The organism is Paenibacillus sp. E222 (assembly GCF_013401555.1).
GTDB lineage: Bacteria > Bacillota > Bacilli > Paenibacillales > Paenibacillaceae > Paenibacillus.
On sequence record NZ_CP058552.1, the window covers coordinates 796,161 to 813,402 of the forward strand.

Here is a 17,242-nt window from a genome sequence, read left to right on the forward strand (position 1 = left end):
ATAAAAAAACGGTGACGCCAGCATTTAAGCTGTCATCACCGTACATAGAATTGCTTGTTTTATCTTCGTACTTGAAAATATTATTTCGCTTCAACGACTACAGTTACTTTGGTTTTCACACCTGCATAAGTCACGGTAATGGTTGCTTTACCCTTACCATTGGCCTGAATGATGCCATCTTTCACCGATGCTGTCGCAATACGGGAAGATTTCCAAAGTGCCGGCTTGGATACGTTCGCTTCGCTGCCATCGAGATACGTTGCTGTAGCAACCAGGGTTGCCTTGTCACCAGGCTTCATGGTCAGGGTTACTTTATCGGTTTGCAAATATTTCAGTGTATCTACATCGACTGCAATGGTTACCGTTTTGCTGCCGTACTTCGCTGTAATTTTTGCTTTACCTGAACCTGTCGCTTTTACTTTACCTTTAGTTACCTGAGCTACTTTGTAGCTGTTGGTTTTCCATTCCGCTTTGTCCGTGACATCACGCTCACTGCCATCGCTCAGATAAGCAGTAACTGTAAGATCAGCGGAATCACCGGTTTTCAGGGAAAGAGCCGGTTCGGATGCTTCAATGCGTGAAATAACGTCCACTTCAACCGCAATCGTCACTTTTTGGGAGCCATATTCAGCCGTGATATTGGTTTTACCGCTGCTGTTGGCAGTGATAACCCCTTTCTTCACATCAGCCACGCGGGAGTTGCTTGATTTCCATGTTGCATCGGATGAAACATCCTTGGTCAAGCCATCTTCATCCGTAGCTGTGAGTACGATTTGTTGTGTTTCCTTGGAGGACAACACCACAAAGTTCACATCTGCCTCCAGCCCACTAGCCATGCCTACTTCAACAGGCAGAGTTAACGTTTTACCTTCAATTTTGGCTGTGATGGTTACTTTACCTGTTGCAATACCTGTCACGACACCTTTGCTGTCCACTTCAGCGAGTTTCTCACTGCTGCTGCTCCAATTCGCATCTTCGGACACGTCTTTGGATGTATCACCATATACGGCCAATACTTTCACAGACAATGTACCACCAACGGCTACAGAACCTTTTTTCTTGTCCATTTCATACTTGTCCGGAACATCTACATTCACTGTGAATTTAACGGTTTTGCCGCCGTATGCCGCAGTGATGGTTGCTGTACCCGATTTATAAGCGATCAGCTCGCCGCCAGATACATATACAACATCCGCATTGCTGGATGTCCAAGTTGCTTTGGAAGTTACGTTTTCTGTACTTGCATCAATATATTCTGCATTGGCTACCAGTTTCTTGGTTTTGTTATCACCTGTAACGCTCATAGCCAGTTTATCTTCGACACCTGCAATATCCAGATATCTTGCCGTATCAACGTCAACCGTGATTTCTACAGTTTTGCCGCTATACGTTGCTTTGATTGTCGTAGAACCCGCACCAATCGCTGTAACTTGTCCCTTGAATACCGTCGCTACCTGCTCGTTGCTGGATGTCCATGTCGCTTGATCCGTTACATTCACATCAGCGCTATTTGGATAAGAGGCAGTCAATACTACATTTGCCGTTTTATTGGACTCGCTCAGACGGAAGAAAATGCTCTGTTTCTCCACACTCAGTTTGCTTGTCAGATCCACATCTACATCTACCGATACGGATTTCGTTCCGTATTTGGCTGTGATCTTAGTAGAACCTGCCGAGTATCCTGTGATTTCACCTTTTAATACATCTGCTACTTTTTCATTACTTGACGTCCACTCTGCCAAATCCGTTACATCTTTGGTTGTGCCATCTGGATAGGTGGCTGTCAATTTTACAGTTTCGCTTTTGTTCAAGAGCAGATTGACCTGCTTCTTGTCCACATCCACACGTTTAACAACCTCAACGTTAACATCGACAGTCACACTTTGGCTGCCCACTTTACCTGTGATGACAGCTGTTCCGGCGCTTTGCCCAGTAACTTTACCATTCACAACCGTTGCGACTTTCTCGTCATCAGAGGACCACTCGGCAACTTTGGATGCATCTGCATTCGTCGTATTATCACTGTAAGTTGCCGTCAAAATAATGTCTTTGCTATCTCCTGTGCGCAAGTCCAGCGACTGCACATTCTTGGAAAGGGCTTTGACTTTTTTGGTTACATTCACCTGAACCGTCTGACTCTGAGTCAGATACGACGTTGTAATGGTTGCCGTACCTTCCTTTTTGGCAGTAATGGCACCATTATATACAGTCGCTATCGAAGTATCACTGCTGCTCCAGGAAGAACTGATGGTTACGTTAGCCGATGTATTATCGGTATATACTCCTGTCACCGTAACCGAACTGGAATCACCCACTTCGAGCGACAGCTCATTTTTGGAAACTACAATTTTGGACAGTTCTTTATCTGCCGCAGCGGCCAAGCCTACGTTGGAAATACTCAGCACCAATACCAGCATCATCACCATGTACTTGGTCAATCTTGGCTTTAACATCATTTCCCCCCGATTCTTTTCATTTTGTTCCTTAGTTTAATGTCGGCAAGTTCTTTCCAGATGTTTAGACTTTCAGGGAATTTTCAGGGGATTTCGTGGAAATTCATTCATACGATCTATCGATTTCCAAATGGTTCATACCTGCAAATATTACGCATAACCTATGTATAGTCACTATTTTGAATTCATTTATATGATCGGGGGAGACACATGAATCAGCCTTTTGATTACAAAGGATATTGGGAACAGACCTATAGCAATGGCAGGACATCCGGAAGAGGATCTTACGGGGCTTTGGCTGAATTCAAGGCAGAGGTAGTAAATGGACTGATTCAGCGTGTGGGTATTTCCAGCGTCATTGAATTTGGATGCGGTGATGGCAATCAACTGCAATATATGAACTATAATACGTATCTAGGTGTCGATGTAGCTGCCTCGTCGGTGCGTCTATGCGCCTCCAAATTTGCTAACGATACGTCCAAAAGTTTCATGTTATATACACCCGGTCTATGGATTAACCGTGGTTTCCTGCAAGCTGATCTCACCGTCTGTCTGGATGTACTCTATCATATTACGGATGAAACGGATTTTCGCAATACACTCTACGACATTCTGCACTCTACGTCAGAGTGGGTTGTGTTGTACACTCGTTTGAAAGAAAACGGTAATCCAGGGGTTAGCACCATTCAGGACCGGAATATTTTTGACTATCTGTTTGACTATCCCGAATTCAAGGTACATGAAATTATTCCTCAGCGATATCCCGATCAGTCCTCGGCCGATTTTGTCATTTTAAGACGCACACCCGACATCGAAAATAAATCGGTCTGAGACCAAGGGTGTGCTCCGCCTCCTAGACAGGAATACCCTGTCCCGCTAGGAGGCAGGCACACTCGCACGGCTGTATGAGTAGGAAGCATACTCATGCACCTCCTCACTCATACTCGCCGCTCGACGTGTGATGTTCCTGATACTCGTTTCTCTAAAATAAACCTGGACGTCCACGCAGCTTCGCCAGCGCCTCCATATAGAAATAATCGCCGTATATAATCGGCACATTCAAGCCACGACCCTCTGGATAATGCACCGTGCCCTGCATGATTAGACCTTCTTCCGCTGCCGTCTCACCGGAGCTGTAGTTCTCATGCAGCCCGCGAAGGATTCGCTCTGCCGCGGCCGCATATTGCTCGCCGCGCGGCGACAGCTTCGCCAGCTCCAACAGTCCGCTTGCGGCAATTGCCGAAGCGGACGAGTCCCACGCCACCTGATGCTCGGCAGGTGCGCGGAAATCCCACACCGGCACGATCTCTTCGCCAAGCATGGCGAGGAAGAAATCGGCCGCCCGCTCCGCTGTCTCCAGATAGCGTGCTTCGCCCGTATACCGGAAAGACAGCGCAAACCCGTGCAACGCCCAGGCGGTACCCCGCGCCCAGGCGGAACCTGGAGCATGGCCCTGCCCGCCATGCTCCTGCAGCTTCTGCCCCGTGAGTGGATCGAACTCCACCACGTGGCAGATGGACCCGTCAGCGCGGACGAATTCGCGCGCCACGGTGTCCGCATGCGCTTGCGCCAGGCAGCGGAAGCGCGGGTCGCCGCTCTGCTCGGATGCCCAGTAGAGCAGCGGCAGGTTCATCATGCTGTCAATGATGGCTACGCCGCGCGTATCCATGGTTGACGAGCTGAAGTTCCAGGCGCGGATGAATTCACCGCGCACGTTAAAGCGGGCAGCGAGCAGATTGGCGGCGAGCATGCCCCGCCGCCGACCATCTGCGCTGCCGGTCTGGCGGTAGTTGGCTACGCCACTAAGCAGCCAGATGAACCCAAGATCGTGATCCACCGATTCGGGATCACGCAGACAACCTTCCAATTGCCGTTCACAACTTTCGGCAATGCGGGTTAACGGAGCGACAGCTTGGTTTTCCGGTGACTCGCCATAGACAAGCCATAACAGCCCCGGCCAGAAGCCGGCGGTCCACCATTCGGGATCATTCCGGTCATATATGCCCTGCGGGGCGGTGTGCGGAAATGTATCCTTGATGCGCTTCGCGTTGCGAATCGTTTTGGCTGCTCCTTGCCGCCATGCTTCCTCCAGCCATTTCACAGATGTTGATGTATTCATTAACTTACCCCTCCTCTAATCAATGCACGATACCCAATCTGATCGTAAACGTTATACTTCGTCCACCGCTCACTTCCATCCGTGCTTCCTTCAGCAGCCCATTGCGGGATGCCACCGGCTGTTGCTTAAGATGAATGATGGCTCCTTCATCCAGCACGGTGGATTCCACATAAGCTCCCCGGTACTCGCTGCGCACAGCCTGCTTGGAATGAGTGATGTCAGCCTGCTCGCGTCCATCATTGAACATCAATGGAATGAGTGCCCCCACCGCCTCAAGCTCACCGTCGAATTCATAGGTCACAGTAAGCAACTCCGCCCGCTGTACATAACGGGTTCGCAGTGAATTGAGCCCGGGTAGTGGGCCGAGCCATGTCACTGTAAATGCATTGGTCTGATCCAGATGCTTCCCGTCATCTCCCCCTGTAGAGGCAGAAACATCTTCGACCTCTTGATCTAGCGTTTCAAGCAAAATCGAACCTCCGCCGTCGGCAGGATTAATCCCTGCATCCCTGTCATAGTCAGCACCTGACGGAATGCCCCCGGCAAGACTGTGCCAGTTCCCATCTGCCGTCTTCCAGACAGGACAATAGCTCAACGGACCAACTTCCCCTTCCGCAAACTCCGTGAATCCGGATTGCACATGTCCAGCTGCCGATGGACCGATCAGCCCCGGCAATCCCGCCTGTTGTATACGCACGAGACCGGGAACCGTGTATGGATCATTCATGGCCGTATGCAGAATCATTTGTTGACCTGGTACAGAGGCGATAATCGTTTCAAACCATCCATCGGCCTGCAACACTCGGTTGCCTATCTCAGAAGGAAGGTATATTTCCGTTACATCTTCACCAGGATCGCTAAGGCAGGCATGGGCCAGCGCTGCTGCCGTCCACAGATTATAACCCGTATGATTCGTATAGATTTCGTAGCCATGACGCGCCTCAGGGGGATACTCGTTGCGAACTATTTTCAGACGCCCATCATCCATCTTCCAACGCTCCACCGCTTCGAAACACCAATTGGCCGCACGAGCGAACGCCCCAGCCATCACCCGATCTCCAGCCTGTAATGCCTGTGCTGCATGGGCAGAACATACGTAGGCTGCTGCCGCTTCATTCCATTGATGTTGGGAGCTGCGTCCCCGCGGCGGAATCTCCCCCAGCGGTGAAAGTGTAAGCAGCGTACTGAATGCACCATGACGTAATTGTTCCTTCAACTCACCAGCACACGCCCCGTCATATCCCGCTTCAATCATGACATCCAGATGATAGCGTGTTGCAATATCATAGGAAAATGGACAATTCGGTCGGTCCAGCGGCCCGTCCTGATATAGTCCAAGCGGCGTAAATCGTGGCAGATGATACAGATTCAGATACCGATCCATCCAATCCGTACCCTCACTGGCAAGCTGCTCCCTCAAGCGCAGATATTCTCCGGAGATCATGATGGCGTTCCAGTTGATCATGCGATTGGAATTGTTCATTTTGCTCATTGTAAAAACATAATCTTGTTCAGGCTGTATCTTCTTGAGGGCCTCTGCCCAGACCTTTGCTTGCTCAGGCAAATGCGGCTTCAACAGGATGTAAGCTCTCATCATCAACACAGGAAAAAAGTCCGGATGATGATCCGGTGCACAACCCTCCACAACAACATCGATGCTGTGTGACAGGGCCGAGGCGGCCGAAGCAAGCAGATCCATATGTCCCGCTTGAACAAGAACTGATGCAGCCATTGCATAAGCTGGTGTGGAATAATATCGCTCCGCCTCCGAGAACGGATCAATAATGGCGCCACTACTGTCCTGGTATGGTGTATAAGCCCGAACAACACTCTCCACAAGGGCCAATTTGCGAGCCTGATTCCAACCATCTGACGAGGCAGGCCCCGCCTCTTCCGCCAGTTTACGGTAATTCTCGAGTACATCTTTCCATGGATAAGTTGATGCGGCTTTATACTCACTCACGTATGCTCACCTCCATCTTTCACTTTGGTTCAATCGTGAACTTCAGCTCACACACCGTCTCCGATAGATCAATTTCCTCACTTCCTGCAAAGGAGTTATCCAACTGCTCTCGCCATTCAAGTGATGTCCGATAGAATGTAACTGGCACATTGTCATGATCAACCGTATGAATGACCTCTATATCCGCCTGCCACTGATTTGCATCGTACGTCATACATACCGTTGCTCTCTCGCCATGCCATTGAATCTGCCCCTCATGTACCTTCTCAGGTACCTTTCTGCTCATAAACCGCTCCGTCACACTCGGCCGGTGCAATTCTCCCACCGAATGTAACGTGCCTGATGAAGACGCCGCTCTGTTTTTCCATTGAAATCGATCCTTCAGACGAAGTTCTGCCACGCTCCCGACATCATTAGCAGAACTGCTCCAATGCAGCTGGCGTGTATAACAAGCGAGCAAAGTTGCTTCAGGATAAGCTGCTGTCAGTTCCAAACGGGCTTCCAGTGTACGGTCATCGTCCGAAACCTTCGCCTCAAGGATCTGTGCTTGCGCCTCACGCCCCGAGCTCTGCTCCTTCCCCTCAATCCGGGGCACGCTATGCCCGGACGAGCTAATGTGGAACAACTGCTCTCTGCCCGGAGCAAAATAGGCTTGTGTATACAGCCCTGCTCCCGGATCACAAAGAATATTTTCGCCACCACAATGGATCATAAATTGCCCAAGATCATTATGGTTATGGGGTTCCTCGTTATGCCCGGCCTTGATGGAAAAGGCAATAGCGAGAGGTTCATCTCTGGTAAGATCTGCGCTTGGAGAATCAAGTGCTCCCTTCGCAATCATCCAGCCCAAATCTTCCAAAATGATCCCTCGTTCCGCCGGAACAGCCCCCACTTCTTGAAGGTACATTGCCGGACTGCTCCACATCACGTTACGCAGCAGGTGAGCCCAACGATGACAGGGATCATTGATAAACAAAGGGATATGAAACGGAAGATCCACCTGTATACCGAAACGAGATGCCAGAAGTGAGAGCAAGCCCGAAGGAATCTCTTGCTGCTCCGCACTATCCGAATAATTCACGAAGGTTCCTCCTGACAGATGTACCCGCAGTGGAAAGGCTGCTATCGCCGCTATTTTCGAACCACTCAGCAGATCCAACTTACCTTCACTGTATTCACGCAGCATGTCGGCATAATAGACGAAATAGCCGAACCCATACACCCAGTAACCAATGCCTTCTGCACAGCCGCCATCCATGCCATATCCACTCAGAAATGCCTGCATGGAACGAATCGTCTGACCAACCGATTCCGTCAGAATCGCTTCTTCCTCCAGCAGTAATAATCCAGCCATGCCACAGCATCCGCTGCACACAGCAGACCAGTTATGCTCTGCATCTTGCCAGTGATAGGTACGTTGTTCCCGATAGAGCGGTGTGAAGATGCGCCGCTCGGCCTCAGACCTAATCCGCTGGATGATACGTGGATCCAGTCGATCCGCGTGAATTGTTACGATTTCGGCCAGCATATGTACCGTCTCCGCGGCAAACAGATCGATATTACCGTTGACCTGTTCCACTCCCCCCGAACCCAAATGTGCAGGCAAACACCATGTATACTCACCACATACATCCCACAACATATTTTCCAATGTCTCTATCCATCTCGGCGCATTCAAATCCACAGCGAGCAGCGCTATTGCCGCAAGACGTCCCCTGCGTTCAAAATACGCATCCTCATACAACTTTCGTTCCCCTATATCCCCAAACTTCCGATAAAGACCGAATGACAGCGAAGGCAAGCTTTCGTTCAGGGCACGTTCCCCATAGCTGCTCAGATCTGTGTAAAAAGAAGCTAGCTCTGGTTGCAATAATGCCTTTCCAATGGCATCGATAGAGCAGATTGAGGGTGCTGCTGAAGCAAGCAGAACCTGCTGGCTCCTCTTTCTGTCTTGTACCATCCGATGTACTGCCTGTTGAATGACTGCAGGATCCGGCATGGTGAAGGAATTGGCTTTACTTTGATTGGTGTTTTCCATTGAATTCACCCTAATCTATATGGAATACGAAGACTTCATTATATGTAACCGATTTCATTTTACCGGATAATGCCGTACTTTTGAAGAGTTATCCATCATATTCAACCAAATTAACCACTCAATCCCTGCCCCAAATATAAAAAAACGAAGAACCCCCCGGGTTCCTCGTTACATTCAGCTTTGCAGCGCAGATTTGATATATCCAATGTCTATTAACCAATCGCAAGTGGAGAATTCTGTACAACAGACAGCCACTGACGTGCAATCAGCTCATGACCCGCTGCAGTTGGATGCACACCATCCCATAACCAGTAGGCAGCGTCAGCTTGTTCGAGAGCATCGTTGAACGTTTGCTGCAAAGGTACCCAGACGGCCCCGAACTCACTTGCGAGTTCACGGACCAGATTTTGATACTGCCCGATACGCTCCTGCCATGTGTCCCAAAGCTCCACTGTAGCTCCGGTTTTAAGAATGAACGGCTCCATTAAAACCAACCCAGTATTCGGCATCACTTCGCGTGTCTCCTCCAGCAAATGACGATATGCACGTCCAAGACGATCCGTCACACCACTAGGTTCGCCATTCATGGTACGCCATGCATCATTAACACCAATTAGAATACTGATCAGATCCGGCTTCAAACTAAAGGTATCCTCGTTCCAACGTGCATACAGATCGGAAGCGCGGTCCCCGCTAATTCCTCTGTTGTAGAACGTTGGCTGCTTGGCTGCCAGTTCCACACCCAGTTTGCTTGAGATCAGATACGCATAGCCATGCCCGAGAAAATGATTCGGATCATCATTGCGCGATCTTCCCCCATCTGTAATGGAGTCTCCCTGAAAAAGTATAACGGATGAATGTGTACTCATAATCAAAACCGTTCCTTCCTGTATGTAAAATGAAAACCTCAACCTTTCAGTCTCCATTTTATCCCTTTCGGACGCAATAGAAAATAGCGTTTTCAGGTCTTTAATATTTCAGGATTTCGGGTCCTTCGCGACATATCCTCCGCCCTGATATTCCGTCTCATCCTGCTTATCCGGCGCTCCCTTGCGTTTCGCTTCGTCCCACAACACTGCCGCGTCGTCCTTGGGGCGGTACCCAATCTTCTGTTCCAGATATCCAATATCATAATAATTGTCCGTATTCGCTGAAGTTCCATATAGATTAACGTATTTCATGCTTGAATCCGCCTCAATGCAGCACTCGGCAAGCTGTACCATATCTCTGGGAGAGATCCAAATATGTGCGGAACGCTCAGAGTGTGGATGTGCATCACCCGAGAAGTTGCCTATTCGAATATTGAATGACGACAGGTCATATTTATCCACGTAATATCGCCCAAGCAGCTCGATATAACATTTGCTGAGCCCGTAGAAACTGTCTGGCCGATATGGATCATCCACTTCGATATCCTCTCCTGTTGGATAAAACCCTGTCGCATGATTTGAACTCGCAAAAATAACCCGCTGTACACCATTCAACCGAGCAGCTTCATACACATGGTAGGCCCCTGTTACGTTGATCGGTAGGACTTTGCCCAGAAAATCTTCTTCATCCTTGGCCCATGCAATATGCAGCACCGTGTGAACACCCTGCATCAGCTCTTTCAATCGTTCTTCGTCGGTCACATCCATCGTTACAATGCCTGCTTGAGGATCTTCATGAAGATCGGCAGCTACGATGTCATACTTGCCCTTTTCCCTCAGCCCCTCCAGCAGACTGCGACCAATGACTCCCGCCGCTCCCGTAATCAATATTCTGTGCTTTGAGTCGCTCATGGATTTAGCTCCCTTCGCTCTATTACGATCTTATAGAACATTATTAACCGTTAGAGCGAAGGATTTACCTGATCCCATAAAGGCCCCATATATTAACCCATCAAGTACCGCAAAATCATCATCGCAACAATACCGACTAGTACGGTTCCGAGCAGACTTCGTGTCCAGATGGCTACTGCAATCGTAGGCAGTGCTGCCCACAGGGCTGGATTATGTGTAATCGGCACCCACTGGTTATCCGCCATGAACAGTTCCTGACCGATCAGTGCCGCCATGACCGCAACGGGTACATACTCAAGCCAGCGTAACAGCCACATCGGAATCTGTATTTTACTGAACAGCATGAGCGGCAATACGCGCGGGATGAACGTTAACAAAGCCGAACCCATAATAATCCAGAATACATCCCATCTTACTTCCATCGTTCCATCACTACTCCCATCGTTGCCGCAATGACCGCAGCCACAATGACACTCATGCTGCCAAGTGAAGCCATGCTGGCGAAGATTACACAGACAACAGCGATAATCGCCACATTGATGTGGTTTTTTTTATTTTTGCGCTGCATCAGTTGAAGCACTACCAGACCAATAAACATTGCAGGCAGGGCAAAATCAAGTCCAAACCGCTCGGGATTGGTTATCCAGCGCCCAAAGTAAGCCCCCGCCATATTCGCCACAAACCAATTCAGATATGCTGTAATGTTCAGACCGTGCATCCAGCGCTCACTCAACGTTTTCCGTCCAATCGCTCGCGTCATCGCCACGCCAAAGGACTCGTCGGTAAGCAGCGAGCCGATCCACATATTTTTAAGCGGCGTCAGATGACGAAAGTAAGGTGATACGGCTGCACTCAGCAGCAGATGGCGAAGATTCACGAAAAATATGGTGAAAATGATAGCAGTCGCTGAACCACTCGAGGCAAGCATGCCCGCGGCAATAAACTGGGCCGATCCAGCGTATACAATCAGACTAAGCAGTGCCGTTTCCGCCAAACTTAGGCCTGCCGTCATTTCAATGACACCCGCTGCAAAACCAATACTTAAATATCCAAGCAGGGTTGGGATACAGTCCTTAACCCCTTGCATAAATGTAGCATCATCCAGCACCTCTTCGGTATTTGCGGGCCCGGATGTCAGTGGTATCGATTTATCCAAATCCGGTTCATCCCCTCTCCATCTCATCCACATCTTGCGGATTACTTTTAATTTAGAAATATACCACAAGATGAGACATTCAGGGAGAGACAGATTCATTTTTACAGAACATAACAGATCAGAACAGATCCATTCCGCGCCTTCATACACCGTTGAATAACGAAGGACATCAATAAGAAAAAGACTGCAGGGTTACAACCCCACAGTCTCTTTTAGAATGGATATTGAACTATAACTTGAATTTCTCAATCAGGCTTTGCAGATCTTCAGCCATACGGGACAATGCCGCAGAAGAAGCTGCAACCTCTTCCATTGTAGCGAGCTGCTCCTGCGCAGCAGCTGAACCATCCTCGGTTCCTGAGGCAATCTGATTGGATAATTCAATGGTGTCATTCACTTCCTTGGACACATAACTCATGCCTCCATCGATCTGACGGGAAGCTGCCGACACTTCTCCAGCTTGTGCAGCAACCAACTGCACCGCACTACGGATATTTTTGAAGGCCTCTCCCGCCTCCGTGATCATTTGCGTACTTTTAATCATACCTTCTCCTGTATGGGCAAAGGTGGACTGTACCGCATTCGTTTTCTCTTGCATCTCACGCATAAGTTCATTAATACGTTCGGCAGCACTGCCTGAATTGTTAGCTAGAGACTTCACTTCGTTGGCAACGACAGCAAAGCCTCGACCCTGTTCACCTGCTCTTGAAGCTTCAATAGATGCATTCAAGGCCAGGATATTGGTCTGTTTGGCGATGTTGGTGATCTCGGCCACAATCTCAACAATCTCTTCATTTTTCGCACGAAGATCCTGTATGACAACAGCCATGGCCTCACTCTCATCATTCACCTTCTGAATATGAGCAACCGCATCTTCCACCGTAACCATACCCGCTTCGGACTTGGAAGATGCTTCTACAGCTATACGAGCAGTGTCTTCAGCACTCGATGAGATTCCTTTGACCCCAATAGACATTTCACTGACGAGTTGACCCGTTGCAGCAAGACTGGCGTTTTGTTTGTTCGTTCCTGACGCTGCATCCTGCATCAATTCAGCAACCTGTTCCGTTGCTCTGGATGTCTGTTCAGAACTCGCCATCAGCTCCTCAGAGGATGCCGCTAGCTGGCTTGATGTATCATGCACTTCGCCAAGAACGTTACGCAGCGAAGATGTCATGGTATCGAAGCTTTCCCCGAGTTGTCCGAACTCGTCACGGCGCTGCAAGCCTACTCGAACCGTCAGATCACCCGCGCTTACTTTGGATGCTGCCTGGGTCAATTGCAACAATGGACGGTGAATGCTGCGAATAATGAATACGAGCAGAATAATACCAATAATCAATGAAGCCCCTACCAGAGTGTAGGCACGGATCAAGATCGGTCTTACCGCATCTGCTGCTTCAGAAGGAACCATCTCACCGACAATTTTCCAGCCTGTTTCGGGATTCGTATAGAATACGGCCTCCAATTCTTGTCCATCATACGTGTACTTTACAGTTCCTTGATTTTTTTTATACATCTCATTAATGTAGCTCTCATTGGACTGCACACCGGATTCAATCTTGTAGTGGAAAAGAAACTTCCCGCCGTTATCCAGCATATACAGTTTTCCTTGTTCACCTATATGTATCTTATCAACAGATTCTTTCAAATGATTGAGACTTACATTGGCACCAAATACCCCTTTCCCATCGGCCAGCTTGGCAGCTGCGGTGACAACCCATTCTCCCGTGGTTACCGACTGGAACGTATCTGAGATAATTGGTTCATCTGATGACATCGCCATCGTGTACCAGCTGCGCTCCCGTGGATCATAGATCTGCTGCCCGGGGTCAGGGGATTTCATCCAGCTGCCATCTTCAGCGCCGGCAGTTAATACGCCCAGTTCTTTATGAGCCTTGGACATACGGTCCATTTGTCTTTGTAGGGCTGGTGATTTATTGATAATATCTGTTGAAGTAATACCGGCGGCGAATTGCGCTGCATTATCCTTCTCCATATCCAGCATCTGACTAATCTGCAGACTGAGCATTTCCGTTTTGGCCTGAGCGGAATGAATAATTTCTACGTTGACCTGATCTGCTGCTTTTAAATAAGACAACCATCCCACACTAATGCTCGGTACAATCAGGAACAGGAGCAACGAAGCGATCAGACGTTTCTTAACCGTTAATGTAAACCAATTGCGAATCCTTTTCTTCATTTAAATATCCCCCATCATCATCTTCACCCTTTTTTATCGGACAAACGTAGTAAAAATATTATGTATGGATACTAAAATGAATCGAAATTACATTATTTTTGTTAGGATAATAGAAAATGATGCTCATTCCCCGTTTTGACCCCCTCTTCGTGATCGTTTACAATATCTCATAAGCTGGTTATCCATGAAACGACTGGAAGGAGAGGATTCGAATCTTACGCAAGTCGCATGTGCAACAACCTGTTACCAGATTATTTTCATCTATGTTACGTATTCTGTTAGCCCTCATCCTTTGTGCAGGCCCCATTATGGGACAAGCCAGTTTCACGGCATCCGCGGCACAAGAGACGCAAACAGTTCACATTGAAGTGAATGGTCAAGAGCAATCGTGGAAAAATGCACCCCTTGTATACAAAGGCACAACATATGTTCCATTGCGAGATGTTGTTACCTCTGTAAATGGCACCTTGAAGTGGGAAGCTCGTACCAAAACGGCTACGATTACCGTTGGTCGAGACAAGCTGGTTCACCAGGCTGGCAGTGATTTCATACAGGTTAATCAGATTCGTCTGTCCTCCGGTGTGCAGTCCCGCACCATTAACGGCACACTGATGTTACCTGTCCGCGCGCTTGCCAATGCACTCAAAGCGGATATTAAAGTACAACGTACAGCCTCAGGGCAGATGAGTGTTAATATCGAGACGGACAAAGTAAGCCTATTAAATAGTCAAGTCGCCAGTGTAGACAGCTATTTGCGCGAAATTGATTTTCCCGGTATGGCTCTGATTGCCCGCAATGGAAAAGTCCTGCTTCGCCAAGGCTACGGACTAGCGGATGAACAAACGTTGAATCGTCCGGATCAGAAGACTAGAATCGCCTCTCTGAGCAAGTCCTTCACCGCAGCCTCCATTCTGAGCTTGGTTGAAAAAGGAAAGCTCGATGTGCAAGATCCAATATCCAAATACATCTCCGGTATACCGAAGGGAGATCAGATCACGCTCCATATGCTGTTATCCCAGACTTCAGGTCTCCCGTCCGCCTTTGGCCGGGGTGAAGGCACTTCATTGGAAGAAACGGTAGAGGAAATCCGGTACAAAACATTGAAATTCGAACCAGGTAGTGCCTATTTATACAGTAACAGTGGTTATGTTCTGCTGGCCTATGTTATTGAACAGGTTTCTGGCATGAGTTATGCCGATTATGTACAACAGACCATTTTGAAGCCGCTCGGCATGAAGGACTCCGGAGAAGCTTCCCGCAAGATCCATACGAATAGTGGATTTGTTGCGGAGAATAAGCAGTGGGTACCTGCCCCTTATTATGTTTCACAATCAGGTTCAGGGACGATCTACTCCACTGTGGACGATTTGCTGAAGTGGGATCGGGCACTGTACACGGACAAAATTCTGAGCCAGGATACGATTGAACAGATGTATGAGCCATATTCGGATAAAAATTATGGCTACGCCTGGATTCTCAAGGAAAACGATCAGAATCGTACCGTCTTCCATAACGGTAGCGGCGGTGGTTTTGCCACAGCGTTCTCACGCAATTTAACAGACGATGTTACCATTATTCTGCTTGGTAATCATGCGGGTATGGATATGACTTCGCTCATGGATGAAGTCGAGGCTAAGACAGCTAAGGCACTGAATCTGCAATAATTTTGCAATTATTCATTAGATATAGCAGAAGGGACGGTCCATTACAGGATCGTCCCTTCTGCTATATTGGTCTTCATAATCCGGATCATAATTTCGCTTCGTTCGTCATTTAACGCCTGTCTGCTTTATGGATACAGGAAGCTTTCCAGCAAAAGGAATATGCCCCATCAGCGCCCGAGCAGCGCTATCCATGGCAAGCGGCCTGCTCTCGTACGCTGTCACATAGACCTTTATCTCCGGGATCGCAAGCAGGTCATAGGGACTGCGGAGCGCCACAACAGCGAGCGGCTTGCCCAATTGCTGCAGCCAACCGATCAACCTGCACTGCGGATCACCGGCGGCACTGCCTGCATTATAAGTCCCCACTACAATCTGGCGAATGTCATCCTCTTCCGCAGCTTGAAGCAGACGAGCAGAACGGATGGCAACTTCCTCTGGCGAGACTGTTACATCGACCACATCCAGACCGCAATGCGACAAAGCCGAGCCTAGGGTAACCGCCTGCGTCAGCTGTTCGTCGGCAATCGTTGTGACAGATGTAGCAACCGTTATGACCAGTGTACGTTCCGGCTTCAAAGGAAGCATGTTCAGTTGGTCACGCACCAGCGTGATGCTGTTCTCACTGATTCGTCGAGCCACCTCTTGATGTGACGGTTGGTTACGCTCTTGGCGCTCGAATGAAGCTGGATGAATTGATGCCTCAGCGGAGATTGCAGTCGACACCGCTCCGTGCACTCCATCATCACCTGTGCCCGCTCCATTCTCGAGCCGTTTGGCCTTGTATTTCAGCAACCGAGTTACAGATTCATCAATGCGCGCCTCGCTGATTCGCCCACTCTGCACGGCTGCCAGCAGCGCTTCAAATGCCCCTGCCTGAAGATGAGCTGTGTGGCTGATCAACACCAGATCTGCACCGGCCTCTACCGCCATTACAGCTGCATCGACAGTCCCATAGTTGGCGGCAATCGCGTCCATCTCCATACAATCCGTTACTATCATGCCGTCATACCCCAGCTCCTGACGAAGCAATCCACTTAACACGGCTCGCGATAGTGTCACAGGCAGACGCTCCGGTTCCAGAGCCGGAAAATAAATATGTGCCGACATCATCGCATCAACACCTGCCGTTATGGCAGCCCGGAACGGAATCAGCTCGACATGCTCTACCCGTTCCCGATCATGGGTGATGACCGGGAGATCCAGATGCGAATCGGTATCCGTATCCCCGTGACCTGGGAAATGTTTGGCTGTCGCAGAAATGCCAGCATCTTGTACTCCCGCAATGCTTCTGACCCCATACGCTGCCACGGACTGCGGTGATTCCCCAAATGAACGCACACCGATTACCGGATTGGCAGCGTTGTTGTTTACATCCAGGACCGGAGCAAAGTTCATGTTAATTCCCATGGATCTCAGCTCCACCCCACTGATATAGGCTGCCTGGTATGCATCCTCGATGGAACCTGCTGCCGCAATCGCCATTTGTCCCGGCATCAGGGCGATCCCTTCGGTAATCCGGGCCACCATGCCGCCCTCCTGATCAATGGATATCCAAAGCGGTACATTACCGCTATCGACAGCAATCCGTTGCAGCCCCGACGATAACCGCTCTACCTGCTCCGGCGACTCGACGTTGCGCGCAAAATAGATTACGCCGCCAATGGGATACTTTCGCAGAAAAGCGTCCACCTCTCCGGTAGCCTCGGTGCCATGAAAGCCGCAAAGCAGCATTTGTCCAATTTTCTCACGCAAGGTCATCTGTTTCAGCTTCAACGCGTATATCTCTTTTGGCTCACTCATTCCATGCCTCCTCCCCAGGACAAACATCATCCGTACATTACGCGACATTCTATTGATGAATTTCA

Annotated in this window: 12 protein-coding genes; 2 read left to right on the top strand and 10 right to left on the bottom strand. The window is 49.2% G+C overall.

Annotated elements, in window-relative coordinates:
* Window positions 1-80: 80 nt before the first annotated feature.
* Window positions 81-2,453 (bottom strand): Ig-like domain-containing protein, encoded by a 2,373-nt coding sequence (locus HW560_RS03480; protein WP_090904056.1) that lies wholly within the window; start codon window positions 2,451-2,453, stop codon window positions 81-83.
* Window positions 2,454-2,663: 210 nt separating this feature from the next.
* Here HW560_RS03480 and HW560_RS03485 point away from each other — a divergent pair, with 210 nt between their 5' ends.
* Window positions 2,664-3,284 (top strand): class I SAM-dependent methyltransferase, encoded by a 621-nt coding sequence (locus HW560_RS03485; protein WP_179262068.1) that lies wholly within the window; start codon window positions 2,664-2,666, stop codon window positions 3,282-3,284.
* A gap of 151 nt (window positions 3,285-3,435) precedes the next feature.
* On the opposite strand, the gene HW560_RS03490 is transcribed toward HW560_RS03485, so the two are convergent.
* From HW560_RS03490 to HW560_RS03525, 8 genes are all read right to left on the bottom strand, one after another.
* Entirely contained in the window at window positions 3,436-4,572 is a 1,137-nt protein-coding gene (locus HW560_RS03490) for a glycoside hydrolase family 88 protein (RefSeq protein ID WP_090904054.1), read from the bottom strand.
* Between the two features lie 19 nt (window positions 4,573-4,591).
* A complete protein-coding gene (locus tag HW560_RS03495) occupies window positions 4,592-6,535 on the bottom strand; it encodes a glycosyl hydrolase (RefSeq protein WP_090904053.1) in 1,944 nt (647 codons plus the stop codon).
* Between the two features lie 19 nt (window positions 6,536-6,554).
* Window positions 6,555-8,573, bottom strand: coding sequence for a heparinase II/III domain-containing protein (locus tag HW560_RS03500; protein ID WP_090904052.1), 2,019 nt, complete (start codon window positions 8,571-8,573; stop codon window positions 6,555-6,557).
* Between the two features lie 212 nt (window positions 8,574-8,785).
* On the bottom strand, window positions 8,786-9,442 hold the full coding sequence (locus tag HW560_RS03505; protein WP_090904344.1) for an SGNH/GDSL hydrolase family protein: 657 nt from the start codon (window positions 9,440-9,442) through the stop codon (window positions 8,786-8,788).
* Between the two features lie 108 nt (window positions 9,443-9,550).
* Window positions 9,551-10,354: an NAD-dependent epimerase/dehydratase family protein gene (locus HW560_RS03510; RefSeq protein WP_090904051.1), complete on the bottom strand. Its 804-nt coding sequence runs from the start codon at window positions 10,352-10,354 to the stop codon at window positions 9,551-9,553.
* Window positions 10,355-10,446: 92 nt separating this feature from the next.
* Window positions 10,447-10,776, bottom strand: coding sequence for an AzlD domain-containing protein (locus HW560_RS03515; protein WP_090904050.1), 330 nt, complete (start codon window positions 10,774-10,776; stop codon window positions 10,447-10,449).
* Window positions 10,767-11,441: an AzlC family ABC transporter permease gene (locus HW560_RS03520; RefSeq protein WP_090904343.1), complete on the bottom strand. Its 675-nt coding sequence runs from the start codon at window positions 11,439-11,441 to the stop codon at window positions 10,767-10,769. The genes HW560_RS03515 and HW560_RS03520 overlap by 10 nt, the downstream gene beginning before the upstream one ends.
* Before the next feature lie 298 nt (window positions 11,442-11,739).
* The gene (locus tag HW560_RS03525) at window positions 11,740-13,713 is read right to left on the bottom strand and encodes a methyl-accepting chemotaxis protein (RefSeq protein WP_179262070.1); all 1,974 of its coding nucleotides are present in this window, start codon (window positions 13,711-13,713) and stop codon (window positions 11,740-11,742) included.
* A gap of 308 nt (window positions 13,714-14,021) precedes the next feature.
* Between HW560_RS03525 and HW560_RS03530 the strand changes: the two genes are divergently transcribed.
* On the top strand, window positions 14,022-15,377 hold the full coding sequence (locus HW560_RS03530; protein WP_179262072.1) for a serine hydrolase domain-containing protein: 1,356 nt from the start codon (window positions 14,022-14,024) through the stop codon (window positions 15,375-15,377).
* A 105-nt stretch (window positions 15,378-15,482) separates the two neighbouring features.
* Here the strand turns inward: HW560_RS03530 and nagZ are convergent, their stop codons facing one another.
* Complete coding sequence (gene nagZ / locus HW560_RS03535; protein ID WP_179262074.1) at window positions 15,483-17,177, bottom strand: beta-N-acetylhexosaminidase; 1,695 nt, start codon at window positions 17,175-17,177, stop codon at window positions 15,483-15,485.
* Window positions 17,178-17,242 lie beyond the last annotated feature (65 nt).

What these genes read in the sequence shown, in the direction of transcription:
- HW560_RS03480 (WP_090904056.1), bottom strand. Translation starts at nt 2,453, where the DNA reads ATGTTAAAGCCAAGATTGACCAAGTACATGGTGATGATGCTGGTATTG.
- HW560_RS03485 (WP_179262068.1), top strand. Translation starts at nt 2,664, where the DNA reads ATGAATCAGCCTTTTGATTACAAAGGATATTGGGAACAGACCTATAGC.
- HW560_RS03490 (WP_090904054.1), bottom strand. Translation starts at nt 4,572, where the DNA reads ATGAATACATCAACATCTGTGAAATGGCTGGAGGAAGCATGGCGGCAA.
- HW560_RS03500 (WP_090904052.1), bottom strand. Translation starts at nt 8,573, where the DNA reads ATGGAAAACACCAATCAAAGTAAAGCCAATTCCTTCACCATGCCGGAT.
- HW560_RS03505 (WP_090904344.1), bottom strand. Translation starts at nt 9,442, where the DNA reads ATGAGTACACATTCATCCGTTATACTTTTTCAGGGAGACTCCATTACA.
- HW560_RS03510 (WP_090904051.1), bottom strand. Translation starts at nt 10,354, where the DNA reads ATGAGCGACTCAAAGCACAGAATATTGATTACGGGAGCGGCGGGAGTC.
- HW560_RS03515 (WP_090904050.1), bottom strand. Translation starts at nt 10,776, where the DNA reads ATGGAAGTAAGATGGGATGTATTCTGGATTATTATGGGTTCGGCTTTG.
- HW560_RS03520 (WP_090904343.1), bottom strand. Translation starts at nt 11,441, where the DNA reads ATGCAAGGGGTTAAGGACTGTATCCCAACCCTGCTTGGATATTTAAGT.
- HW560_RS03525 (WP_179262070.1), bottom strand. Translation starts at nt 13,713, where the DNA reads ATGAAGAAAAGGATTCGCAATTGGTTTACATTAACGGTTAAGAAACGT.
- HW560_RS03530 (WP_179262072.1), top strand. Translation starts at nt 14,022, where the DNA reads ATGGGACAAGCCAGTTTCACGGCATCCGCGGCACAAGAGACGCAAACA.
- nagZ (WP_179262074.1), bottom strand. Translation starts at nt 17,177, where the DNA reads ATGAGTGAGCCAAAAGAGATATACGCGTTGAAGCTGAAACAGATGACC.